The sequence below is a fragment of the Duncaniella freteri genome (assembly GCF_004766125.1).
In the GTDB taxonomy this organism is placed as follows: Bacteria; Bacteroidota; Bacteroidia; order Bacteroidales; family Muribaculaceae; genus Duncaniella; species Duncaniella freteri.
Genome location: NZ_SJSA01000002.1, coordinates 673,611 through 699,034 on the forward strand (window position 1 = coordinate 673,611; position 25,424 = coordinate 699,034).

Below are 25,424 nucleotides of genomic sequence, written 5' to 3' on the forward strand. Positions count from 1 at the left end.
ATAACCGACCGTTGAATTAAGCGACCGTCTAACCCTAAAATTTGGCTTAAAACTGCAAGTTACGACATAAAATCAGGGTGCCATCGAGCCTTTTTCGATGACACCCTTCCAATATCGTTATATCTCCTTTCTAAAGCCGTTCAGCCAGCCCCCTTATCACTTTTGAAATAAGCGTAGACTGCTTGATTATAGCGTGTTTAGTCATAATTGACCCATTCCCTGAAAGACCTGCATGAAGCAGATAACCCTTGCTTGCGCCCACCTGTTCAGCCGACAGCACAGTATACACCGCAGAGATGCTGCTGAAATACCAGTACCTCTGCCTCGATCCTTCTATCGGCTTTGTCTGATGCACATGAATAACCTTTGCCTTAACCTATAATTACACCGCAAATATGCAGAATAATCATTATATGGAATAATCTAAACAAATATAAATCATACACCCACACAAAACTCCCACTCATCCCACCCCCCTTATCCTCCCGCCGATGACAGCCAATATCACATTAGAATCAGCACCGAGATCATTAAAACAGGCAATATTTTATCGCGATGTAAAAAATTTATTCCGATCTCCCCTCTAAAACCCATTCTTTGTAAAAGGTATGTAAAAGCCATGTAAAAAATTGCACGTTTCGTTTTGAAACAAAATGTACACGAAATAAAACATAACTCTCTTATTCATACCAAAATAACCATCAAACTTCCAACATTCAATTATGCACATTTCGTTTTATGCCCCATATTTACATTCTACCTTTTGTTAAACATCATCAAACTATTCATAAAATCATCGGCAATAAAATGTCGCTCGTTAGTGAAATAATGTTCGGCTCTCTAAACGATACCCCCTGCCGTTGCACACTCTATTTTGGCGGCTATGAAAATTTCCTTAATTTTGCATTGTGGAAACTATCACCAATAATATATGCAGATATGTGGCTTCGCTTGACGAGCGTAAACACCGCCGCAAGGAAGGAGGCTTTAAAGCCGAGGGCACAAAATGCGTCCTTGACACCCTCCCCCATTTCAGCCTTCGTGCTCTCTATGCCACCGAAGAATGGCTCATAGAGCATCCCGAGGCATCAACACCCCTGTCAGTCAAGGCATCACGCGCCGACCTGCGCAGGATGTCCTCTCTCACTACTCCTGCCGATGTCATCGCAGTCTACGACATACCACAGCGGACTCTCGACCCCGGCTGTGCCTCATCAGCCCTCGTTCTCGCCCTCGACACCATTCAGGACCCCGGAAACCTCGGCACCATCATACGCGTAGCCGACTGGTACGGAATCACCGACATAATATGCTCGCGCGAGACAGCCGACTGCTACTCCCCAAAAGTAATACAAGCCACAATGGGCTCAATATCACGCGTCTCAGTCCATTATTGCGATCTACCGTCCACCATACAGGAGATGAACCCGCCGCATGTCTACGGCACGTTTCTCAACGGAGACGATATCGACACCGCCACCCTCTCCGACTGCGGCATCATCATCATAGGCAATGAAGGCAACGGCATATCACACCCTGTGGCTTCCACCGTAACCTCACGCCTCACCATTCCGTCATTCCCTCCCGACCGTCCCACAGGCGAGTCGCTCAACGCCGCAATAGCCACAGCCATAACCATCTCTAAATTCCGTTCAAAACGATGAAAGCCGTCAAGACAGCATGGTTCTGCAACAGCTGCGGAGCCGAATCACCGAAATGGTCAGGACGTTGCCCGGCCTGTGGGGAATGGAACACAATGGTCGAGGAAAAAATACGCCCCGAAAAGAAGTCTCGTACACTCGGACCCTCCTCGTGCTCACGCATATCCTCGCCTGTGCCTGTCTCGGAAATAGCCAGCGACGAAGAGCCTCGCATCAAGATGCCATCCTCAGAACTCAACCGCGTCCTGGGCGGAGGTCTCGTTCCCGGAAGCATCATACTCATCGGCGGAGAACCCGGCATAGGCAAATCAACCCTCGTGCTACAGAACATCCTATCCATCAAGTCGCGCACCATACTCTACGTGTCAGGCGAGGAGAGCGCGAAACAGATCAAGATGAGAGCCGACCGCATAGGGCGTCCGAGCGAAAACGTGTTCATTGTCTGCGAGACATCCTTGCAAAATATCGAAGAACATATCTCCAACATCCAACCGGGGCTCGTGATCATCGATTCCATCCAGACCATCGCCTCCGACGATCTTGAATCCGTGGCAGGAAGCGTATCCCAGGTCCGCGAATGCGCCTCACGCCTCCTAAAATACGCCAAGGAGTCCTCCGTCCCCATAATGCTCATCGGCCACATCACCAAGGACGGCAACCTCGCAGGACCCAAAGTGCTCGAACACATCGTTGATGCCGTGTTACACTTCGAAGGTGACGGACAACACATATACCGTCTGCTCCGTGCCATCAAAAACCGCTTCGGCTCCACATCCGAGCTTGGCATCTACGAAATGTGCCAGCGCGGACTGCGCGAAGTCAAGAACCCCTCCGAGATGCTTCTCTCCACCCACACCGACGGCGAGGACCTCTCGGGAATATCCATCGGCGTGACCATGGAAGGGATCCGCTCATTCCTCATCGAAGTCCAGGCCCTCGTTTCTACAGCAGCATACGGCACCCCGCAGCGTTCGGTCAACGGATTCGACTCCAAACGTATGAACATGCTCCTTGCTGTCCTCGAAAAACGTGCCGGATTCAAGCTCGCAGCCAAAGACGTGTTCCTCAACATAGCCGGTGGCCTTAAAGTCAACGATCCGGCTCTCGATCTTGCGGTGATATGCTCAGTGCTCTCAAGCAATATCGATATCCCCATACCACACACCACATGCATCACAGGCGAAGTAGGGCTATCAGGTGAAATCCGTCCTGTAGGGCGCATAGAGCAGCGCATACGTGAGGCTGAAAAGCTCGGCATGGACACCATTCTCATTCCGCGAGGCAATCTCAAAGGCATCGACACCTCCTCGTTCAGCATACGTATAATCGAAATTGCCAAAGTAGAGGAAGCCCTGCGGACTCTCTTCGCCTGACAGCAGCTCTCACCTGCCCTCATTTTCCCTCCCTCGATCTTTTCGCTATTCACTCTCTTGCGAAAGTTGAATAAATTAGCTAATTTTGCCACCGAAAAAACAACCCAATATCTAATTTAAGGTAAAAATGAGAAAGAACATCGTTGCAGGCAACTGGAAGATGAACACCACCCTGCCCGAAGGCATCAAGCTCGCCGAGGAGGTAAACGCCGCCCTCGCTGCTGCCACACCCAAGTGCGACGTAATCATCTGCGTCCCCTTCACTCACCTCGCATCCATCAACAACGTCATCGACAAGAATAAGCTCGGTCTCGGAGCCGAGAACTGTGCCGACCACAAGAGCGGCGCATACACCGGCGAAGTGTCCGCCCCCATGGTAGCCTCGACCGGAGCAAACTACGTGATCCTCGGTCACTCAGAGCGTCGCCAGTATTACGGCGAGACATCCGAGACTCTCCGCGAGAAAGTTCGCCTCGCTCTCGACAACAGCCTCACCCCCATCTTCTGCATAGGCGAAGTGCTTGAGGAGCGTGAGAACGGCACATTCTTCGACGTAGTGAAGGCTCAGATCGAAGAAGGTCTCTTCAACCTTTCAGCAGAGGAGTTCGGCAAGATCATCCTCGCCTACGAACCCGTATGGGCGATCGGCACAGGCAAGACCGCAACTGACGACCAGGCTCAGGAGATGCATGCTTTCATCCGCAAGACCATCGCCGACAAATACGGATGCGAAGTTGCCGACAACACCTCAATCCTATATGGCGGCAGCTGCAAGCCCTCCAATGCAAAGGAACTTTTCGCAAAACCCGACGTTGACGGCGGTCTCATCGGTGGCGCAGCCCTCCAGGCCGAGTCATTCATGGGCATAGTCAACGCATTCTGACACATAACTGTCCAATAACAATTGCAGAGGTGCCGCACTATGGTCGCACCTCTGCAATTCACCACCGTAACCTCCTCATCTCGCCTCACCGTCAAATCAAAATCTTACCACCCCGCACCCCCACTATGCGCCTACTCCCCATAGCGTTATGCCTCACAGTCATCTCTGCCGCTACCGTGCGCGCCGAGGAGACAGCCGTCGCCGTCACCATTGTCAACCACATCACAGCCGGGACATCCAATGTCATCAACCAGCCCGAGGCTCTGCTCAAGCGTCTTATGCCCATAGTCGACTCCGACAACGAGGAATCGACCCACGATGAGCACTCACGCCCCATAGGCGGACGCATGGCAGGCTACAGGGTACAGGTGTTCAGCGACAACAACGTGCGCACAGCCAAGGCTGAGGCAGCATCAAAACAGAGGATCATCTCCGCCCGATTCCCGCAGTACCAGACATATGTGCGCTACACATCCCCATATTGGAGGCTTAAGGTAGGCGACTTCCGCACACAGCAGGAAGCCAACGATGCCGCCGACGAGCTACGCAAGGCATTCCCTGCCTACAGCAAGGAGATACGCGTTGTACGCGATCGCATAAGCCTCCCCAACGACTAAACACCATCACAATATCTTGCCATGAGCTCCACAACAGGTCTGTCTGAAGAAACTATCGAAGAGATAGCTCGTCACTACGCCGCAATCATCTCTCTTTTAGGAGAGGACATAACCCGCGAAGGGCTCGTCAGGACCCCGATGCGCGCCGCCAAAGCTATGGCCTTTGCCACACGAGGCTACCGACAGGACCCCGATGTCATAATCAATGACGCCATATTCACCCACGAAGGGTCCAATATGGTAATAGTCCGCGACATAGAGTTCTACTCTCTCTGCGAGCACCACATACTACCGTTCTTCGGCAAAGTCTCCATCGGATACATCCCCGACGGACGCACCATAGGGCTCAGCAAACTTGCCAGGCTTGTGGATTTCTATGCCCGACGCCTACAGGTGCAGGAACGTCTCACAGCGCAGATATGCGACATAGTGATGAAGAAGCTCGGAGCCAAAGGTGTCATTGTGGCATGCACTGCCGACCATCTCTGCATGAAGATGCGCGGTGTCGAGAAACAGCTCCCCGCAACCACCACAGTCGAGACCGCCGGAGCATTCACCGAATCAACCACCCTTCGCGAAGAATTCTTCAACGCAATCGCTTCAGGGAAATAACCTGCATCCTCTAGCACAACCTTACCATCCCCCTCTCCCATTCACTTATTTTTAGTAAAATTCATTCGGTCCACACCCTTTTGGCACAAGGATGTGTTAAACCCCCACACCCTTTAATCAAATAGAGTTAAAGCTATTGCGGGAAGCTGTCCGATACACTAATTTTGTATCACCAAAAGAAACGTACACAGCCAATAATAAGCAACTTCAACAGACAAAAACCAATCACTAATCTAAATCTGACTCCTAAAACATTTTACTTTTTCCATCAACACCTAATGATTGAGATGTATAAAGACACAAAGCATACCGATAATTAGAATTGATGATTATAATTACGGGACACCTTCCGCGCGATGCAGAGGGTGTCCCATTATTTCATTTCCACTGTCCTTATCTCAGCTTAAGCCCGACCACATTCTCGACATGCTGCGTATGAGGGAACATATCCACCGGCTGGACCGCCTCCACGTCATACTTCTCATGAATCAAAGCCAGGTCACGCGCCTGAGTGGCAGGATTGCAGCTCACATAGACTATCCTCTCGGGAGCAGCATTAAGTATCACATTCACCACATCCTCATGCATACCCGCACGAGGAGGGTCCACTATCATCACATCCGGACGTCCATGCTCTGCAATGAATTCGGAAGTGAGCACATTCTTCATGTCTCCGGCATAGAACTCAGTGTTATCCAGCCCATTGACACCGGCGTTTATCTTGGCGTCCTCTATTGCCTCAGGCACATACTCAACCCCCACCACATGGCGGCATCCACGAGCAAGGAAAAGAGCTATCGTACCGGTCCCCGTATAGAGGTCATACACCAGCTCGTCACCCTTAAGCTTTGCAAACTCCCTCGCCACGCTGTACAGGCGGTAGGCCTGGCGTGAGTTGGTCTGATAGAACGATTTCGGACCTATCCTGAATCGCAGCCCTTCCATCTCCTCCTCGATGTACTCTCGCCCCTTGTAGCACACAATGTCGAGGTCACCGATAGTATCGTTCACCTTGGTGTTGACCACATACTGTAGCGACGTTATCTCAGGGAACTCCGACGCCACAGCATCCATAAGCATCCCTATCTTCTCCTGGTCGTCCTCGCCCACCTGCATCACCACCATCACCTCTCCGGTCGATGCGATGCGTATCATAAGAGTGCGGAGGAATCCGCGGTTCTCCCTCAGGTCATAGAACTCCAGCCCTTTCTCCTTGCCGAACCCCTTGATGAACCGGCGTATACGGTTCCCCAAATCATCCTGCAAATGGCAGGCGTTGATATCGAGCACTTTATCAAAAGCCCCTGGGATATGAAAACCAGCGGCACGGCGGTCAGGGAACTCCTCTCCCGAGCGCAACTGGTCAAATGTCAGCCACATCTTTGAGGAGAACGTATACTCCATCTTATTACGGTATTCCCATATACTCTCAGATCCGAGTATCGGAGTGATCTCAGGGAACGGTATCTTGGCAATCCTTTCAAGAGCATCCTTCACCTGTTTCTGCTTGCACTGTAGCTGAAACTCATACGGCAGATGCTGCCAGCGGCATCCGCCGCATATCCCGAAATGCTCGCAGCGCGGAGTCTCCCTGATAGCCGAAGGCTTGATCATGCGCTCTATATGCCCCTCGGCATAACTGCTTTTCTTGCGGTCGAGCTTTACATCCGCCACATCTCCGGGAGCCCCGAACGGCACAAACACCACCATATCGTTGACACGCGCCAGAGCATTCCCCTCTGCCGCCACATCAATTATCTCCACCCCCTCAAGCACAGGGAGTTCCTTACGTTTTCTGCTCATTTATGATAATGATTTATTTGATTTCAATATTCTCAGTAGACTCCAAAACCCTATACACAGTATCACCAAGCAATCCTTGTGACACCGCCGGCTTTAGTGTGCTACGAAGCCTGTACACCCCTAAGCGAAATAGATCCGGTCTACTCAGAAAAAATTTCGCCGGCAACAGCCTTTTTTCAGCCATTATCCGACGAGAATGCACAGTTTTATCTACCGCAAAAGTATAAAATAGGCAATACTCCGCCAACCTATTTATATTAAATTTAATTATTTTTAACCATATCTTCACCGCCATTTCCAACAAAAAATAATTCCTCATCACATGCCGGTATATTGGAAAAATTTTATTACCTTTGTGGGTAAATTTGTCGTAAAAAACATCACAATTTCAATTATAACGATGATTGAAGCAGACCGTATCATTAAGATAGACATAGAAAATGAAATGAAGAGTGCCTACATCGACTACTCAATGTCGGTGATTGTGTCGCGTGCCCTCCCCGACGTGCGCGACGGCCTGAAGCCCGTCCACAGGCGTGTGCTCTTCGGCATGAACGAGATGGGCAACACTTCCGATAAACCTCACAAGAAATCAGCCAACTGCGTCGGCGAGGTCATGGGTAAATATCACCCCCACGGCGACTCGTCGATCTACGGCACCGTAGTGCGTCTCGCTCAGCCATGGGCAATGAGATACTGCCTCGTCGACGGACACGGCAACTTCGGTTCGGTCGACGGTGACGGCGCAGCCGCCATGCGTTACACCGAGGTGCGCCTCGCTCGTCTCGGTGAAGAGATGCTCTCCGATATCGACTCCGACACTGTTGATTTCCAGCCCAACTATGACAACTCACGGCAGGAGCCTGTGGTACTCCCCACTCGCTTCCCCAACCTTCTCGTCAACGGAGCGTCAGGCATCGCGGTAGGTATGGCAACCAACATGCCAACCCATAACCTCGCCGAATCGGTCAACGCTTGTATCGCATATCTTGAACAGCCCGAAATCGACATTCCGGAGCTGATGAAATACATCCCCGCACCCGACTTCCCCACCGGAGGCACCATCTACGGCTACAACGGTGTGAAGGAAGCCTATGAGACCGGACGCGGACGCATCCTGATTCGTGCGAAAGCCGAAATCGAGGCGGAGGACAACCATGAGAACATCATCGTCACCGAAATCCCTTACAACGTCAACAAAGCCGAACTCATATCCTATATAGCTGACCTCGTCACTGAAAAGAAACTCGACGGCATCGCCGACATCAACGACGAGAGCAACTACAAGGGAATGCGCATAGTCATCAAGCTCAAGAGCGACGCCAACTCCAACGTGGTCCTCAACAAGCTCTACAAGATGACCCAGATGCAGGCATCCTTCAGCGTGAACAATGTCGCGCTCGTAAACGGCCGCCCCAAGACACTCAACCTCAAGGAGCTCATCAGCGAGTTCGTAGCTCACCGCCACGAGGTGGTGATACGACGCACCAAGTTCGACCTCAGGAAAGCCCAGGAGCGGGCACACATCCTGGAGGGACTCATCATCGCATCACAGAACATCGACGAGGTGATCAAGATTATCCGCGCCGCCGCCGACACCAACGAGGCCCGCGAGAGGCTTAAGGAACGCTTCGCACTCACCGATCCGCAGACCGCTGCAATCGTTGAAATGCGTCTGCGCCAGCTCACAGGTCTCGAACAGGACAAGCTACAGGCCGATTACGAGGCTCTTGAAAAAGAGATCGCACGCCTCGAACTCATCCTTTCCGACGACTCAGTGTGCCGTGCCGTCATAAGGGACGAACTTATCGAGATCCGCGACAAGTACAGCGAGCCGCGCCGCACCGACATCGACTATACCGCAGGCGACTTCAACGCCGAGGACTTCTATGCCGACGACGATATGATCATCACCATATCCCACCGCGGCTACATCAAGCGCACTCAGCTCAGCGAATTCCGCGCACAGAACCGTGGCGGAGTGGGAGCAAAGGGGTCTGACACCCGCGACGAGGATTTCATCGAGCACATCTACCCCGCATCGATGCACAATTACATGCTTTTCTTCACTCAGAAAGGCCGCTGCTACTGGCTCAAAGTCTACGAGATTCCCGAAGGAGCGAAAAACTCAAAAGGCCGTGCCATACAGAACATGCTCAACATCGAGCCCGACGACGCCATCAAGGCATTCATCTGCACCAAGAACCTTGGAGACGAGGAATTCGTTAACACCCACAATCTCGTGTTCGCCACCAAGAAAGGCGTTATCAAAAAGACAAGCCTCAAAGCCTACTCTCGCCCGCGCGCCAAGGGAGTCAACGCCATAATAATACGTGAAGGCGACGAACTTCTCAGCGTGGAAATGACCGACGGCAACAGCGAAATACTCATGGCAAACCGCAACGGACGTGCCATCAGGTTCCACGAAAGCAAGGTCCGCGAGATGGGACGCATGTCAACCGGTGTCCGCGGCATGGCTCTCGACGGAGACAACGACGAAGTGGTAGGACTCATATGCATGCCTGCCGACACCATTAACAATGTAATGGTGCTCAGCGAACGTGGCTACGGCAAGCGCACTGCTCTCGACGTTGACGTAGAAGTCGATGGAAACACCGAGCGTGTCCCCGTCTACCGCATCACCAACCGTGGAGGCAAGGGCGTACGCACAATGAACATCACCGAACGCACCGGCAAGCTTGTTGCCATCGTGAGCGTCAACGACGGAAACGACCTCGTGATCATCAACAAGAGCGGTATCACCCTCCGCATCCATGTCAGCGACATCAAGGTGCAGGGAAGAGCCACACAGGGCGTGCGCATCATCAACCTCGACAAGCGTGGCGACTCAATCGCATCGGTATGCTGCGTCGATTCCGATCCCGAAGAGGAAGTGACCGAAGTCGAAGCTCAGGACGAACTCCTCGAAGACCTTATCGACGATACCACCGTCGAAGAGATCGACGAGATTGAGGAAATCGACGATGAGGAGACCTCTGCTTCCGATGACGAATCCGAAGAATAAATTTCCACTCTCCAAAACTGAATTCTTAATATATCTACTCAATTCTAATAACCCTACTATTATGAAAAAGATCTGCGTCCTGACACTCGGCATCATCGCCGCAGCGTCCATGTCAGCCCAGACTGCCACCGTCAAGGAGGCTGAGAAAGCTTTTAAGGGTGTTAACTCTTATAGCAGCTATCAGAATGCCGTAAAGACCATCACTCCGGCATTCTCCGATCCCGAGACATCGGGCAATGCACAGACCTACTGGATACCCGGCAAGGCAGGCTTCAAGCTCTATGATGATATGTACGGTCAGAAAATTATAGGCAAGGATGTCAACCTCGACGACATGGGTTCTGCTCTTCTCGATGGATACAACTACGCCCTCAAGGCTCTTAAGGTTGACACTGTGATTGACAAGAAAGGCAAACCGAAGACCAAGTTCTCAAAGGAAATCGCAGGCACTATCGCCAACCACCACAATGACTTTGCCAACGCCGGCTCGGCTTTCTGGGACTCCAAGAACTATCCTAAAGCCTATGAGGCTTTCATGGCATATGTCGCTATACCCAACAACAAGAGCCTCGGCGAGTCAACACCGAAGGCTCTCCCCGACACTATTGCCGCACAGATGGCCTACTATGCCGGACTCGCAGCATGGCAGGCAGAAAAGCTCCCTGAAGCCGCTGCCGCATTCGAGGAAATGATGCGTATCGGATATGACGACATATCAGCTTACGACTATGCCTACTCAGTCGCATACCAGATGAACGATGAGGCAAAGAAACTCGAATACTCAAAGATTGCTTTCGAAAAATTCGGCACTGCAAAACCCGACTTCCTTCAGCGCATAATCTCATCCTACATCACCGATAAGAAGTACGATGAAGCCCGCGAGCTTCTTGAGAAAGCAATCCAGGCCGATCCCAAGAACGGCACCTACTACTATCTCATAGGTGTACTCTACGACGACAAGGGAGAAAAAGAGAAATCACAGGAATCATTCAAGAAGGCTGTCGAAATCGATCCCGAAAACGCTATGGCAAACTTCAGCTACGGCACATCACTCATTCAGCAGTACGAGCGTCTCGACGAAAAGACAGGCGACATGAGCCAGGCCGACTACAACAAGTATCGTGCCGAGACCATGAACCCCCTTCTTAAAGAGGCTTCAGTATACCTCGAAAAAGCCTATAAGCTCGACGACTCCATGAACAACGCCCTCACCAACCTCAAGATTGTTTACTACAATCTTAACGACGGCGAGAACCTCAAACGTGTTGAGAACCTTCTCCTCTAATACATCCGACAAGACAGAGAATACTCTCGACATTTAAATACTCAAAAGGAGGGTGTGTCAGAATATTGTGGAATTAAAAAATACCGCTAATCGATGACACGCTCTCCTTTTTTCTATACATTGAACTTTCATCACTTACCCTGTTAAATGTCAACACTCGACCAATTCGACTCCGCCCTCTCCCTCTGCCGTGACATCTTCTCAAAGAAGCTTCGCGACTATGGTGCCTCATGGCGCATCATGCGCCCTCGCTCGATCACTGACCAGCTTTACATCAAGGCAAAGCGTATCCGCACTCTTGAAGAGGAAGAAGCGATGGTCAACGAGGGTGTGCTCGGCGAATTCATGGCTATCATCAATTATGGTCTAATGGGGCTCATTCAGTTGCAGATCGGTTACGCCGACTCTGCCGACATCTCGCCTGAACGCGCCCTGGAGCTATATGATGAAAAGGTAAGGTTGGCACGTGAGCTCCTGGCAGCTAAGACCCACGACTATGGCGATGCATGGCGTGGCATGAGGGTAAACTCCTACACTGATTTCATTCTCACAAAGATACAGCGCGTCAAAGAGATCGAAGGAAACTCCGGGCGCACCATTGTATCGGAAGGCATCGACTCTAACTACCTCGACATCATCAACTATGCCGTCTTTGCAGTCATCAAACTCACACAAGAGCCACAATCTTAAGGAGCTGCTCTCACATCCTGCCGTTGTATGGATTCTACGAATCGTCATCGGCGCGGTATTCATCCTCTCAGGCTTCGTCAAAGGTATCGATCCGTGGGGAAGTGTGATAAAGATATCCGAGTATTTCACTGTGTGGGGATTGGACATTCCTCGCTCCCTCATCGCCTGTGCGGCATTCGCTCTCGGAGCCTATGAATTCGTATGGGGATTCCTGCTGCTGCTCGGGTGCTACCGTAGAGTATCGGTATGGGCACTGTCCGCCATGATGGCATTCATGCTCCCTCTCACCCTCTACATCGCCATTGCATCTCCGGTTGACGATTGCGGATGCTTCGGCGACTTCCTCATCATATCCAATACTGCGACTTTCATAAAAAATCTTTTCATCTCCGCCGGACTCATCTGTCTTATTCTATCCAACACAAAGGTCTCCGGAGCATTCATCCCATACATACAGTGGATCGTTGGCGGACTCGTCACAATCTACATTCTCACCATCGAACTTTACGGCTACAACGTGCAGCCGCTCATCGACTTCCGTCAATATTCCATAGGCACGTCGCTCATCCCTTCCGAAAGCGACGACGAGGATTCCGGTACTACCGTCTACGAGTTCACTTACTCCAAGGACGGCGAGGAAAGGACTTTCACCATCGATTCCCTGCCCGACTCCACATGGACATTCGTCAGCCGTCGGCTCATCGGCGGGAACGTGCTGTCCACCGACGGATTCACCATTGTTGAGGACGGCGAGGACATCACCGCCGACATAATCGACCCCGATACCGAACAGTTCATCATCACAATACCCGACATTGACAACGTCGATCTCTCTTATACCTACCTTATAAATGAACTGAACGATTTTATCTCCGGACACGGAGGCTCGCTCGTGGCACTCATAAACAGCAACGAGGAAGGGCTGGAGCGATGGAAGGACATATCCATGGCCGCCTATCCCATTTACCAGGCCGACCCGAAAATGCTCAAGGAGCTGGCACGCGGACATGCCGCACTTGTCTACCTCGACCATGGCTCGGTGCAATGGAAACGCACCCTGTCGTCAATCGGTTACACATTCGTCACCGAGACCGATCCTGGTAGCCTTATTCCTAAACTTGACCCGAACACAGGCTATGTGCTGAAACTTATCACCGCTCCGTTTGTTATAATACTGCTTATACTTCTGGCACTCGATCACAGCGGCAAACTCCTCGCCTGGCATCTCTCCCACCGCCGCATCCTCAAATCAAAAAAACAATAGACAATGCGTTGGGACACCCTGATATCCGATAAACGGCTCGGTCTGGAACACTACCACGACCCGAAACCTGGAGCACGCAATGATTTTCAGCGTGACTTTGACCGCCTTGTGTTCTCATCCCCTTTCCGGCGGCTCCAGAACAAGACCCAGGTGTTCCCGCTTCCGGGCAACATCTTCGTCCACAACCGTCTTACTCACAGCCTCGAAGTATCTTGTGTGGGACGATCGCTGGCTCGTGAGGTAGCCATCCGTCTGCGCTCGCGCTACTCTGACGACATCACCATACTCGATAGCCTCAGCTACATCGGTGATATCGTGGCGGCGGCATGCCTCGCCCATGACCTCGGCAACCCTCCGTTCGGACATTCCGGCGAAAAAGCCATACAGGCATATTTCAGTGAGGGTGCGGGCCGATCGCTCAGGGACAAGCTTTCTCCAAAAGAATGGGATGACCTGACCCACTTCGAAGGTAACGCCAACGCATTCCGGCTTCTCACCCACAGATTCAACGGACGCAGGAAAGGTGGATTCGCCATGACCTACTCCACCCTCGCCTCCATTGTCAAATATCCGTTTGAATCCTCCCTTGCAGGTTCCCATGGAAAATTCGGCTTCTTTACATCCGAAAAGGACGATTTCATAAAGGTTGCCGACGAGCTTGGCATGACCCGGCTCCACACCGGGGACGGAGAGATAAGATATGCTCGCCACCCGCTCGTATACATAGTCGAGGCTGCCGACGACATATGCTACGAGATAATGGATATCGAGGATGCCCACAAACTGAAGATACTGTCGACCGACGAGATCATACCTCTGCTGCTCGGATATTTCGATGACACCCGCAAGGCACGCATCGAACATGTTATGTCAAACGTCGATGATCCCAACGAGCGTATAGCCTACCTGCGGTCATGCATCATAGGGATACTTGTGGAGAAATGTGCGGATGCCTTTGCGGCGCATGAGCAGGAAATACTTGACGGCTCATTCAGCGGTTCGCTCCTCGACCATATCACCCCGCTTGAGAAGGAATGCTACCGCAAGTGCGAGGAACTGTCCTGGAACAAGATATACTGCGCGAGCGATGTCGTCGAGATCGAACTGGCAGGCACACGCATCATATCATTCCTTATCGACGAGCTTGTCAATGCGGTCAGCGACCCCACGCTCAACTACTCCAGGCTGCTCCTTGCAAAAGTCCCCGAACAGTACGAAATCAACTCTCCCACCCTCTACGGAAAGATCCAGGCAATACTCGACCACATCTCAGGAATGACCGATGTGTATGCTCTCGACCTTTACCGCCGACTTAACGGGATGAGTCTTAAAATCAACAATTAACTATGATACAGCATATCAAGCGTCACTTCATATTACTTGTCAATATTGTTTTAGTTCTTACCGCATCGGCAATGACCGTCGACGAGGTCCCCAATGTGCACCTCGCATCACGTGCGCGCTACGTCTCCAATCCATCGGGTGTTCTGTCCGAATCAGCTGTAAGTAGCCTTGATGCCGCCATAGCCCGCCTATGGGACAAGACTTCGGTTGAAATGGTGGTGGTTGCGATCGACAGGATCGATCCGTCGATGACTCCTGAGGAATTCGCCACTGCCCTATTTGAGAAATGGGGTATCGGAAAGAGCGATAAGGACAACGGTCTGCTGCTGCTCATATCGCGCGATGACCGCGCCGTGCAGATACGCACCGGTTACGGTCTTGAAGGGGTGGTCCCCGACATAATCGCCGGCCGCGTCATACGCGACGAGATAGTCCCGAGGTTCCGCAACGGCGACTACGACGGTGGCACACTGGCAGCCGTCAACCGCCTCTCTGCAGTGATCCTCGATCCCTCTGTACGCGAGGAGCTGATGTCTGCACAAAAGAACGACACCCCAAAATCCATATCCGACGGCTTTGACGGAGAAGAGGTGTTCTCATTCTTCCTTAAGGGAGCTTTGGCAATAGCCCTCATCATGCTCGCAATAATCATATACTACATCCGGTCATCACGACGCATGGACGATGTGGAGCGGTGGAGATATCTCAACACCCTCTGGGTCCCGGCTGCTATAGTAGCGTTCGCCACTCTCGGCATCGGAGCCATACCGTTTGCCATACTCTCCTGGAAGATGCACCGCGTGCGCCGTCACAGACGCTCATGCCAGCACTGCGGGGCTCGTATGGAACTTGTCGATGAGGTACACGACAATGATTATCTCACCCCGGCTCAGGACCTTGAAGAGAAACTAAAGTCGGTCGACTATGACGTGTGGCATTGCCCTAAATGCGCACAGACCGATATCTACCCATACGTCAACCGCTCCGCCAACTACATTGAGTGCCCCAACTGCCACGCCCGCACCATGACCCTGTCTGACCGTCGCATACTCCGGCAACCCACCACACACCGGGAAGGGGAAGGTGTCGATATCTACTATTGCCGCAACTGTGGCAACCATCACCAGAAACGTTTCGGCATCCAGCGCAAACCCGACATGGAGGCGGCTGCCGCAGGAGCTGTTCTCGGAAGCATGCTCGGAAGACGCCGCGGAGGCTTCGGTGGAGGTGGAGGCTTCGGCGGTGGCTCCTTTGGCGGAGGTTCAACCGGTGGCGGTGGCGCAGGCGGCTCATGGTGACAACCGCATGCCATACCCTAATATCCAACAATATATACTCCCAATATACTCCCACTGTAACACGCCCAATCATTGATCACACAAATAGCTGACTTTCTGTGCGGTTATCCGCTCTTCATCCTTCTGATAGGGGGAGGTTTCTTCCTGTTCTTCTACTCAGGAATGGTGTCGCTGCGCCGTCTCCCGGATGCGATGCGCGTATTGCGCGACAGGCATAGCCGCGAATCGGGCAACCAGATATCATCTCTACAGGCTCTTGCGTCAGTGGTGGCAGCCACTGTAGGCATGGGCAACATTGCCGGAGTGGCGATCGCCCTGGTCATGGGTGGTCCGGGTGCCATATTTTGGATGTGGGTAAGCGCGCTCGTCGGCATGTCAACCAAATTCCACGAGGGAGTCCTTACCACGCGCTACAAAGTAGCCTTGCCCGACGGCACTCCCGCAGGAGGCACCATGCACATAATCGACAGGGGGCTTGGTCCGCGCTGGCACTGGCTTGCGGTGACTTTTGCTGTGGCAGGAATGTTCGGTACACTCTGCATCATGAACGCCAATCAGCTCACCGAGGCAGTAGTCGCCACATTCACCACCCCTCAATGGCTTGGGAGCAATCACTTCATCAGTACACTCGCTTCGGCATCAGGCTGGAGCCACCTAAGCGTGTTCCGCCTCATTGTCGGACTGTCAATCGCAGTGGTTGTCACCCTCGTAGTCATCGGCGGAGTCAGGAGGATAGCCCATGTCGCCACATGGCTTGTGCCGTTCATGGTAGGATTATATTTCCTGAGCGTGCTCTACATAGTGGTGACCCACATATCCGAAGTCCCTGAAGTGTTCCGCTCCATCTTCACTGAAGCATTCAGTCTGCGTGCCGGCTGGGGAGCCTTGGCAGGGATCGCCATCATCGGAGCCCGACGCGCCGCCCTCGTCAACGACGCAGGCGTGGGCACGGCAACCATAATGCACGGAGCATCGACCAACACCAATCCTGCCCGCGAAGGGCTCATAGCCATGCTCGGTCCGGGCATAGATTCCGGGCTTGTGTGCACCCTCACGGCTCTCGCCATACTCCTGTGCGGCGATATCGAGGCTGCAGGAGGCATAAAGGGTCTTGAGGTGGCTATGGGAGCATTCGGCAAGGCGATCCCCTACGGCGAATACCTGCTCATGCTCATAGTGCTCTGTTTCGCATTGTCATCAATGTTCAGCTACAGTTTCTACGGACGCCGGTGTGCCGCCTATCTGTTCGGAGAGAAACGCGCTCGCGCCTACACATGGTTCTTCATAGCCACAATGGTGATATTCGCTGTCATCCCACTCGGCATAGCCGTAGGATTCTGCGACCTGTTTTATGCCCTTATGGCATTTCCAACCATGATCACACTGCTGCTTCTGCGCAAGGAGGTTAGACAGGAAATCAAAAAGTTTTCAACATTTTAACACGTTTTGTTACTCCCCGGCATTGATTATCCGAAGATTTTTGGTTACTTTGCAAAGAAATTGCCATGACTCGCCACCTACCTGACGTCAGCATGGCAGATATACCGAAGATATGGGCAAAATCATCGCTATAGCCAATCAGAAAGGGGGTGTGGGCAAAACCACCACCACCATCAATCTGGCGGCGTCTCTCGCCGCCGAGGGTCAGCGTACCCTGATCATCGATGCCGACCCTCAGGCCAACGCCACCTCAGGCTACGGAATCGACCCAAAGACAATGCCGTCGTCCATATACGAGTGCCTCGTGGACGACTATCCTATTGACGGCTCCCAGGTTGCCACCTGCTGCGAAGGGCTCGATCTCGTAGGCTCGCGTATCGACCTCGCCGGAGCTGAAATCGAACTCATCAACAAGCCTGCGCGAGAGAACGTGCTGAAGAGGGCGATATCATCGGTGACCGACAAATACGACTACATCCTCATAGACTGCTCCCCATCGCTCGGACTGATCACAGTCAACGCCCTCACGGCAGCCGACTCCGTGATAATCCCTGTCCAGGCCGAGTACTTTGCTCTCGAAGGCATAACCAAGCTGCTCAACACCATACGCATCATAAAGTCACGTCTGAACCCCTCTCTTGAGATCGAAGGCTTCCTCCTCACGATGTACGACGCACGTCTGCGCCTTGCCAACCAGATATACGAGGAGCTTAAAGGACACTTCGGCTCAATGGTATTCGACAGCGTGATCCCGCGCAACATACGTCTGAGCGAAGCTCCGAGCCATGGGCTCCCTGTGATACTCTACGACCCATTGTCGCGCGGCTCCACATCACATATCGCACTCGCAAAAGAACTCATCGCAAAAAATTCATAACGACAACCCCTTCTCTCCGGGACCACTGACCCACCCATCCGGATTAAACAAACAATCATGGCAGTAATCAAGCGACCCGCGCTCGGACGCGGACTCGATTCACTCATAGCAATGGACGACGCGCCGGCACGTGATGCCTCGGCGATCAACGAGATCGAACTATCGCGCATATCCCCCAACCCCGACCAGCCGCGAAGCATATTTGACGAAGAGGCTCTCGAAGAGCTCAGCCGCTCCGTGACAGAATTCGGCATAATCCAGCCGATATCACTGCGCAAGACCGGTCCTGACACCTATCAGATCATCGCGGGAGAGCGTCGCTACCGTGCCGCCCTCATGGCAGGGCTGACCACAATCCCCGCCTATATACGCACAGCCGACGATGCCGTCGTTACCGAGATGGCACTCATCGAGAACATACAGCGCGAGGACCTCAACGCCATAGAGATCGCTCTGACTTTCAAAAAGCTCATCGACCGCTACGGACTCACCCAGGAACGACTGAGCGAACGCATCGGCAAAAAGCGTGCCACCATCGCCAACTTCATACGTCTTCTGCGACTCCCTGCCGAAGTCCAGCTCGGACTCCGTGACAGGCGCATCGACATGGGTCATGCACGCGCCCTGCTGAGCATCGACGACCCCAAGCTACAGCTTAAGATATATAACGAGATACTCAAACAAGGGCTCTCTGTGAGGCGTGTCGAGGAACTTGCAAAGAAGTACCGCGAAGCAGGTCCCGAAGAGGAAAATCCCGCCGAAAAAGCCGAGAAAAGATTTTCTAACAAAGATTTCGATATTTTAAGAGACCACCTTTCCCACCGCTTCTCGACCCCTGTAAAGGTGTCGTGCGACGCTTCAGGCAAAGGCAAAATATCTTTCTCGTTTCGTGACGACGATGAACTTCAAAGATTAATTGCTATCTTTGACACTGCAAAACAGTAACCACGCAATGCAAGCCACAACGGAAACACCCGTGTTACATACCAGCAGATATCTTGTGGCACCGATAATCGCACTCATACTTGCGACTGTCGGGTCACTTGGCGTTTACGCCCAGACTGCTCCTGCCAACGATAACCCCACCACAGCGACAACCCCTGTACGTCCGGTCAAGCCCACACGTGGCAACCGCCCGGTGCGTCCGGAACACCGCACCACATCACCCATATCCCAACTGCCCGACACTATTCCGGTAGGCAAGGAGGTAGCTCTTCCTGCCATGGTAGTTGAGGACAGCGTGTCAGCCACAGGTCCGGACTTGAAGATAATCCCTGTCGACTCCATCCCCATTGTGAACTCAGCACAGATGGAAAAGACATTCACCTTCAATCCCGACCCAACGCGCGCCGTGTGGATGTCAGCACTCTGCCCCGGACTGGGACAGCTCTACAACCGCCGCTACTGGAAGCTCCCCATAGTGGTAGGAGCATTCATGGGGCTTGGCTACGCCACATCATGGAACAACACAATGCTCCGCGACTACACCACTGCCTACAGCGACATCATGGACAACGACCCCACCACCAAGAGCTATATGGACTTCTTCGCTCCCACTGTGAAAGAAGAGGACCTTGACCGTTCCTGGCTCACCAACCTCCTGCGCTCGCGCAAGAACTACTATCGCCGCAACCGTGACCTCTGCATAATATGCATGGTAGGCGTCTACCTCATCGCTATGGTCGATGCCTACGTGGATGCCCAGCTTGCCCACTTCGACATAGCTCCGGACCTGTCGATGGATGTGGCACCCACACTCATGAACAACGATATACGCAACGGCGTATCACGCCCGAGCATAGGCCTGTACTGGGCTCTCAACTTCTGACGACTAATCCCTATTCCTGCGTGCCGCCCGGCTACGCACATACCAAATATACTATACCGCACACCGGGCGTCATGCTGTCAACATATTCTTCCTTGCAATGAAAAAGATCCTTACAACAGTTCTACTTGGCTTAGGCGGTGCCGTAGTGGCATCTGCCATAACATTGCCGTCAATCCTTGAGCTACGTCATTCAATAACGGACGACAACATCATAGCTCCGGAGAGTTTCGAGACTCAGACACGCCTGCTTGAAGAGAACTTCTATCTGAAGAATTACGTAGTGCCAGGTGTGGATCTCGGCAACTCCTACACAGCCACACCACAGGAATACCAGGAACGCCTCGCCAAGCTCCCCACGGTGATAGATCTCCCCTACAACTCGATTGTGAAGAACTATATCGAGATGTATCTCGACCGCAAACGAGGGCTCGTTGCCGACATGCTTGCACTGCACAATTACTACGGACGTTTCTTTGAAGAGGAACTGCTGAAAGAGGGTATGCCCCTGGAGCTTGAATATCTCCCCGTAATAGAGTCAGCCATCAATCCCAATGCCGTGTCGCGTGCCGGTGCCGTAGGCCTATGGCAGTTCATGCCGGCAACCGCAAAGGGTCTCGGCATGGAGATCAACTCGCTTGTCGACGAACGCCGTGATCCAAGAATGTCATCACGACTCGCCGCACGCTATCTCAAGCAGCTGCACGACATCTACAATGACTGGTCACTCGCTATCGCCGCTTACAACTGCGGACCAGGCAATGTCAACAAGGCTCTGCGCCGGGCAGGAGCAGAAGGCGAAGTGAAAAAGGATTTCTGGGACATCTATGACTTCCTCCCTGCCGAGACACGAGGCTATGTGCCGGCGTTCATTGCCGCCAACTACGTGATGAACTACTACAGTCATCACGGCATATCGCCCACAATTGTGAAAAGGCATCTCACCACCGACACCGTACAGATCAACAGGCATGTGCATTTCAATCAGATAGCTGCTGTACTCAACATCCCAGTAGACGAAATAAGGATGCTTAATCCTCAGTTCCTCAAGGATATGATTCCCGGCGACTACCGTCCCTACAGTCTCACACTACCAACCCAGCAGTGCCTGAGCTATATAATGAGCGAGAAACGCATCCTCGAATATGACAAGGACCTCTATGCCCGACGCACGACAGCCGAACCCGGAGGCTCCACATCGACAACCCCCGCCATCGTATCGGACGGAGGCAAATCCAACCTCGCCAATGCAGAGAAACAGACATCCAATGCCCCGGTCAACAATGAGATAGCATCGCAAGCCACCGAACGCATAGTGACAAAGACCCACGTGGTGGAGCGCGGAGAGAACATACGTGACATAGCCAAACAGTATGGTGTCTCGGCCACCGACATCAAACGCTGGAACAAGCTGCGCCGCGGCAAAGTCAAAGCCGGCGACAGGCTTACCATCGAGGTGGTGGAGCATATAACTCCTGACGAAGTGCGCGTACAGGCTGCTCAGGAGGTCGCTCAGGTATTCCCCCACAACGATCAGGAATCAAACTCACCTGCCGAAACAGCATCTTCATCAAAAAGCGTAAGCGCACCCAAAGCAGCCGAGAAAAAAGCACAACCTGCGGCAAAGAAGAACACCCAGCAGACCAAAGCAGCCCGCACCACAACACACGTTGTAAAAAAGGGTGAAACTCTTGACCGCATATCCCGCAAATACGGCACAACAGTGGCTGCGATCCAGGCTGCAAACGGCATGAAGAAAACCGATACAAGACTACAGATAAACCAAAAACTCAAAATCCCTGCAAAGGGCGGTACTCAAAAGAAATCGACCTCACGCAAACGCCGTAGATGAACAACGGACAGCGCACACAGTTCGCCACGCGCCTCGGCGTTATAGCCACCACCGTCGGATCTGCGGTAGGCTTGGGCAATATATGGCGTTTCCCATACGAAGCAGGGGTACACGGCGGAGGAGCATTCCTGCTCATCGATCTGTTCTTCATATTTATAATCGGTGTACCTGTGGTATGTGCCGAATTCATTATCGGACGTCGCACAGGCTCCAATATCCGTGGAGCATTCCGCTCGCTATCCCCTGGAAAAGCATGGGGATGGGTAAGCTACATCGGCATCACGGCATCGATCCTTATCCTCAGCTTCTACTCTGTGGTCGCGGGATGGACATTGGAGTATACCATAAGATCGATATCAGGATTCGGAGGTGCCACCACTCCCGAGGGGTTGCATGACCAGTTTGACGCTTACGCCTCAAGCGACATCGGACCTGTGGTATGGACCATGATATTTCTTGCCGTCAACTATGTGATACTCGTGCGCGGTGTACAGAAAGGGATCGAAAAGATGAGCAATATACTCATGCCCATGCTGTTCGTTATCCTTATAATATTTGTAGCCAATTCACTCATGATGCCTGGGGCTGCCGAAGGATTGAAATTCCTATTTATGCCCGACTTCTCGCAGGTCACACCGTCAGTGGTGCTCAGTGCCATGGGGCAGGCATTCTTCTCACTGAGCCTCGGGCTCGGTTGCCTTATCACCTATTCAAGCTATTTCACAAAGGGCACTCCACTCGTAAGGACCGCACTCATCACGGCAGGGCTTGACACATTTGTGGCAATACTTGCAGGCGTAATCATATTTCCGGCAGTGTTCACATTCGGACAGGAACCGGCAGCAGGCCCGAAACTTGTATTCGAGGTGCTACCGTCCATATTCATGCACATCGGGGGAGGAGTGTTCTGGTCCACGCTTTTCTTCTTCCTCCTTTTTCTCGCATCCATCACCTCCACCATATCCATGGCTGAGATCTCCATTGCATACTTTGCTGAAGAATTCGGGATGTCGCGTCGCGCCTCCACCGCGCTCACCATCGGTATAGCCATGATTCTCGGCACACTGTGCGCACTCTCCTTCGGGTCGCTGAACTGGCTGAAAGTCTTCGGGATGACGATATTCAACTTCTTTGACTACTTCTCCTCCAATATTCTCCTCCCTGTCGGCGGCATGATCATCTCCCTCTTCGTCGGATGGGTCCTGGACCGCGGAATCATCAGAGGAGAACTTATCAACAGTCACGGAAGAAGCACCGTCAGCGTCAGCATCATAGTGTTCTGCCTGCGATGGCTCGCACCTTTGTGCATCGGGCTTGTCTTCATCTTCGGTCTTGGCATATTCTGACGCAAGTTTCCTCTTCCTTGCCCTCTCCCTGGCAGCCCGTGACCGCGCCATAGCCCGGTCGATCTCGGGCAGCAGCAACATATAGGCTACTTCGGACAGTGCACCGAAATCATCAGGATTGAACGGTATACCGTTGATATGCTTGCACATCATCACGATAACCTCTCTGTTCTCAGGTGACGGCAGGACACTGTTGATCCTCATCATCATATCCATATAGAACTTCTCAGAAACAGGCATCGCACGTTTCTCCTTTTTAGTTCGGGGCTTCCTTTCTTTAGTCACAGCAGTCATAGTTGTAAAATTTTTCAGCAAAGTTATACCCACACAATGCCAAAATAGTGCGATAATGTCGCATCGAAATATAAAATCCTGCTCCGATGAGTGGGATTTTCCATATATTTTACTAATTTTGCCCTTGATGTTTCAACTACTCATTTCCGTCTGAAAAGCCTCAGGAAAGATAGACTGTCACATAGCTAACAGAGTGTAACGATAAACCCAACCTTAAAAATAATAAATCAATGGAAACAAAGCTGATAGAGTGTGTACCTAATTTCAGCGAAGGTCGTGACAAAACCGCTATTAAAGCAATAACCGATGCGATATGCAATGCATCATCCGTGCGTCTGCTCGATGTTGACCCGGGAGAAGCCACCAACCGCACGGTAGTCACATTCGTAGGAACCCCCGAAGATGTAATCGAAGCGGCATTCCAGGGTATCAGGAAAGCAGCCGAAGTCATAGATATGAGCAAGCATCACGGCGCGCATCCCCGCATGGGAGCCACCGATGTGTGCCCGTTTGTCCCTGTAAGCGGTGTCACTCTCGAAGAGTGTGCCGAACTGTCCCGTCAGCTTGCCCGCAGGGTGGCTGACGAATTGCATATACCGGTCTACTGCTACGAGGCGGCAGCATTCACCCCCGAGCGCAAGAACCTTGCCGTATGCCGCAAGGGTGAATACGAGGCTCTCGCCGACCGCCTTGGCAAGCCTGGCAGCGGTGCCGATTTCGGCGACCGTCCTTTCGATGATGAAGTGGCACGCACAGGAGCTACAGCCATCGGAGCCCGCAATTTCCTCATCGCAGTCAACTTCAACCTCAACACCACCTCCACACGCCGTGCCAATGCAATAGCATTTGACGTGCGCGAAAAGGGACGCCCCATGCGCGAAGGGGGCAAGCCCAACGGCAAACCGCTCAAGGCTGAGGACGGCACCCCGCTCATGCAGCCCGGCACCCTGCCCTGCACCAAGGCGATAGGATGGTTCATTGACGAATACGGCATAGCACAGGTGTCGATGAACATCACCGACATCACCACTACCCCACTCCATGTGGCGTTCGATGAAGTGAGCCGTGCAGCCAATGCTCGCGGAATCCGAGTAACAGGCACCGAAATCGTGGGACTCGTGCCCAAGAGTGCCATCACCGATGCCGGCCGCTACTTCCTTCACAAGCAGCAGCGTTCATCAGGCATACCCGAGAGCGAAATAGTACGTATGGCAGTCAAGTCAATGGGGCTTGACGAACTGAAACCGTTTGATGCAAACGAGAAGATCATCGAGTATCTGATAGCCTCGGACAACGCCGGGGAGAAGAAACTCGTTGACATGACATGTAAAGAATTTGCCGATGAGACCGCATCCGAATCACCGGCACCCGGCGGAGGCTCCATCTCGGCATACATGGGGGCACTCGGAGCCTCTCTTGCCACAATGGTAGCCAACCTGTCAGCCCACAAGGCAGGATGGGACGACCGCTGGAAAGAGTTCTCAGATGCTGCCGAGGAGGGTCGTGTGCTTGTCGACACCCTCACCGCCCTTGTCGATGAGGACACCCAGGCATTCAACCGCATCATGGCAGTATTCTCGATGCCCAAAGGCACGGATGCAGAAAAAGCAGCCCGCGCAGAAGCGATGGAATCGGCAACAGAATACGCCACACGAGTGCCACTGCGCACAATGGAACAGGCCATCAAAGTGTTCCCTCTCGCACAGAAAATGGCAGAGGAAGGCAACCCCGCATCAGTCAGCGATGCAGGAGTGGGAGCACTCGCAGCGCGAGCAGCAGTGCGCGGAGCCTGCCTCAATGTGAAAATCAATGCCGCAGGGCTTAAGAACCGCGCCCTCGCCGACGAGCTTGTGGCTCGCGCAGAGGCTATTACCGCAGAGGCTGAGCGACTTGAGGCTGACGTGCTTAAGACAGTAGAATCAAAAATCTAAGAA

Annotated in this window: 20 protein-coding genes; 18 read left to right on the forward strand and 2 right to left on the reverse strand. The window is 52.6% G+C overall.

What is annotated here, in order from left to right:
• Positions 1-130 precede the first annotated feature (130 nt).
• Positions 131-355 carry a hypothetical protein gene (locus EZ315_RS13045; protein WP_242452604.1) on the reverse strand — a complete coding sequence of 75 codons (225 nt, stop codon included), beginning with the start codon at positions 353-355 and terminating at the stop codon, positions 131-133.
• A gap of 553 nt (positions 356-908) precedes the next feature.
• On the opposite strand from EZ315_RS13045, the gene EZ315_RS13050 reads away from it, so the two are divergent.
• The 5 genes from EZ315_RS13050 (at position 909) to folE (ending at position 5,146) form a co-directional block, all read left to right on the forward strand.
• Positions 909-1,664 (forward strand): RNA methyltransferase, encoded by a 756-nt coding sequence (locus tag EZ315_RS13050; protein ID WP_135472466.1) that lies wholly within the window; start codon positions 909-911, stop codon positions 1,662-1,664.
• Positions 1,661-3,034 (forward strand): DNA repair protein RadA, encoded by a 1,374-nt coding sequence (gene radA, locus EZ315_RS13055; RefSeq protein ID WP_135472467.1) that lies wholly within the window; start codon positions 1,661-1,663, stop codon positions 3,032-3,034. The genes EZ315_RS13050 and radA overlap by 4 nt, the downstream gene beginning before the upstream one ends.
• A gap of 127 nt (positions 3,035-3,161) precedes the next feature.
• Positions 3,162-3,917, forward strand: coding sequence for a triose-phosphate isomerase (tpiA, locus tag EZ315_RS13060; RefSeq protein ID WP_135472468.1), 756 nt, complete (start codon positions 3,162-3,164; stop codon positions 3,915-3,917).
• Positions 3,918-4,042: 125 nt separating this feature from the next.
• Positions 4,043-4,534, forward strand: coding sequence for an SPOR domain-containing protein (locus tag EZ315_RS13065; protein ID WP_135472469.1), 492 nt, complete (start codon positions 4,043-4,045; stop codon positions 4,532-4,534).
• A gap of 21 nt (positions 4,535-4,555) precedes the next feature.
• Entirely contained in the window at positions 4,556-5,146 is a 591-nt protein-coding gene (folE, locus tag EZ315_RS13070) for a GTP cyclohydrolase I FolE (RefSeq protein WP_135472470.1), read from the forward strand.
• A gap of 393 nt (positions 5,147-5,539) precedes the next feature.
• Here the strand turns inward: folE and rlmD are convergent, their stop codons facing one another.
• Positions 5,540-6,949 (reverse strand): 23S rRNA (uracil(1939)-C(5))-methyltransferase RlmD, encoded by a 1,410-nt coding sequence (gene rlmD / locus EZ315_RS13075; protein WP_135472471.1) that lies wholly within the window; start codon positions 6,947-6,949, stop codon positions 5,540-5,542.
• 400 nt (positions 6,950-7,349) lie between these two features.
• Here rlmD and gyrA point away from each other — a divergent pair, with 400 nt between their 5' ends.
• The 13 genes from gyrA to ftcD all read left to right on the forward strand — a co-directional run bounded on the left by gyrA (position 7,350) and on the right by ftcD (position 25,421).
• Positions 7,350-9,974, forward strand: a complete 2,625-nt coding sequence (gyrA, locus tag EZ315_RS13080) for a DNA gyrase subunit A (RefSeq protein ID WP_135472472.1) — start codon at positions 7,350-7,352, stop codon at positions 9,972-9,974.
• A gap of 61 nt (positions 9,975-10,035) precedes the next feature.
• Positions 10,036-11,259, forward strand: a complete 1,224-nt coding sequence (locus EZ315_RS13085) for a tetratricopeptide repeat protein (RefSeq protein ID WP_170957550.1) — start codon at positions 10,036-10,038, stop codon at positions 11,257-11,259.
• A gap of 147 nt (positions 11,260-11,406) precedes the next feature.
• Complete coding sequence (locus tag EZ315_RS13090; protein ID WP_135472474.1) at positions 11,407-11,949, forward strand: DUF1599 domain-containing protein; 543 nt, start codon at positions 11,407-11,409, stop codon at positions 11,947-11,949.
• The gene (locus EZ315_RS13095) at positions 11,903-13,213 is read left to right on the forward strand and encodes a BT_3928 family protein (protein ID WP_135472475.1); all 1,311 of its coding nucleotides are present in this window, start codon (positions 11,903-11,905) and stop codon (positions 13,211-13,213) included. Before EZ315_RS13090 ends, EZ315_RS13095 begins: the two co-directional genes overlap by 47 nt.
• 3 nt (positions 13,214-13,216) lie before the next feature.
• Positions 13,217-14,557 (forward strand): dGTP triphosphohydrolase, encoded by a 1,341-nt coding sequence (dgt, locus tag EZ315_RS13100; protein WP_135472476.1) that lies wholly within the window; start codon positions 13,217-13,219, stop codon positions 14,555-14,557.
• Between the two features lie 2 nt (positions 14,558-14,559).
• A complete protein-coding gene (locus tag EZ315_RS13105) occupies positions 14,560-15,855 on the forward strand; it encodes a TPM domain-containing protein (protein WP_135472477.1) in 1,296 nt (431 codons plus the stop codon).
• A 72-nt stretch (positions 15,856-15,927) separates the two neighbouring features.
• Complete coding sequence (locus tag EZ315_RS13110; RefSeq protein WP_135472478.1) at positions 15,928-17,295, forward strand: alanine/glycine:cation symporter family protein; 1,368 nt, start codon at positions 15,928-15,930, stop codon at positions 17,293-17,295.
• Positions 17,296-17,407: 112 nt separating this feature from the next.
• Positions 17,408-18,172 carry a ParA family protein gene (locus tag EZ315_RS13115; RefSeq protein ID WP_135472479.1) on the forward strand — a complete coding sequence of 255 codons (765 nt, stop codon included), beginning with the start codon at positions 17,408-17,410 and terminating at the stop codon, positions 18,170-18,172.
• A 57-nt stretch (positions 18,173-18,229) separates the two neighbouring features.
• Positions 18,230-19,117, forward strand: coding sequence for a ParB/RepB/Spo0J family partition protein (locus tag EZ315_RS13120; RefSeq protein ID WP_135472480.1), 888 nt, complete (start codon positions 18,230-18,232; stop codon positions 19,115-19,117).
• Between the two features lie 55 nt (positions 19,118-19,172).
• A complete protein-coding gene (locus EZ315_RS13125) occupies positions 19,173-20,000 on the forward strand; it encodes a DUF5683 domain-containing protein (RefSeq protein WP_135472481.1) in 828 nt (275 codons plus the stop codon).
• 98 nt (positions 20,001-20,098) lie between these two features.
• Positions 20,099-21,850 (forward strand): LysM peptidoglycan-binding domain-containing protein, encoded by a 1,752-nt coding sequence (locus EZ315_RS13130; protein WP_170957551.1) that lies wholly within the window; start codon positions 20,099-20,101, stop codon positions 21,848-21,850.
• Entirely contained in the window at positions 21,847-23,196 is a 1,350-nt protein-coding gene (locus EZ315_RS13135) for a sodium-dependent transporter (RefSeq protein ID WP_135472482.1), read from the forward strand. The genes EZ315_RS13130 and EZ315_RS13135 overlap by 4 nt, the downstream gene beginning before the upstream one ends.
• A gap of 524 nt (positions 23,197-23,720) precedes the next feature.
• Positions 23,721-25,421, forward strand: coding sequence for a glutamate formimidoyltransferase (gene ftcD, locus EZ315_RS13140; protein WP_135472483.1), 1,701 nt, complete (start codon positions 23,721-23,723; stop codon positions 25,419-25,421).
• The last annotated feature ends 3 nt before the right edge of the window (positions 25,422-25,424 follow it).